At 28.4% G+C, this 843-nt stretch carries 1 protein-coding gene; it reads left to right on the top strand.

The window, feature by feature from the left end:
- The first annotated feature begins 2 nt into the window (after positions 1–2).
- Entirely contained in the window at positions 3–701 is a 699-nt protein-coding gene (locus AJ886_RS07880; RefSeq protein WP_070288354.1) for a lysozyme inhibitor LprI family protein, read from the top strand.
- The last annotated feature ends 142 nt before the right edge of the window (positions 702–843 follow it).

Genomic DNA, 843 nt, shown 5'->3' with positions numbered 1-843 from the left:
CCATTAGTGCTAATGCACAATCCCCAAAAGAAGCCAAACCTAGTTTTGATTGTGCTAAAGCAAGTACAAAAGTAGAAAAGATGATTTGTAATGATAAAAGTGGGGAGTTACAAAAACTTGATAGATTGTATTCTAAACTCTATTTTTCAATACTAAAGAGTATCCCTAAAGATACAAAAGAGGGGCAAAAAACAAGAGAAAAACTGAAATATTTTAATCACTCTGTTATGAGTAATAGAAATATATTTCAATGCTATTTTGTTGCACCATTTGAGACAAAAAAACAAGAAGACCGTCAGTCTAATTATTGCATAAAACAAATTTATTTAGAAGCGATTGCTACTTTAGCTTTTAAAATGATAGATAGTGGAGTTAATAGAGAAAGATGGGGCTTTAATGAAAGAGTGAAAGATTTTGTTGTCCCAATTGAAAACTCTAATGGAACCTACGATATGAACGTAGGGTTTTTATCCAATTATAATCTATTTAACAATTTTTTTGAAAACACTACTCAAAGCATTGTTATAGATTTTATGGCTTACAATATTATGCAGTGGAATTACTTTCTTGTAGATGTTCGGATTAATGAAGCAAATGCAGATTTATTTGATGAAGCGGTAGAAAAATATAAAATATACTATGAGAAGCTCTATCAAGCTTTTACAAAAGATAAAAAACTTAATAAATTATTAGGAAACTAAATGCCAATTAAGACAACAAATTTAAGCTATGAGGAATTTAAAAGCTTACAAATAAATAAAATTAATTTCTATTTAAAGGAGGAGTTCTTATGCAAAAGTTTTTAATAGTTTTAGGATTGTGTTTAATGTTAGCCATTAGTGC

Origin of the sequence: Campylobacter sp. BCW_6465 (genome assembly GCF_001762815.1) — a bacterium.
GTDB lineage: Bacteria > Campylobacterota > Campylobacteria > Campylobacterales > Campylobacteraceae > Campylobacter_D > Campylobacter_D jejuni.
The sequence above is the reverse complement of the archived record's forward strand: the minus strand, read 5'-3'. Positions and strand labels throughout refer to the sequence as shown.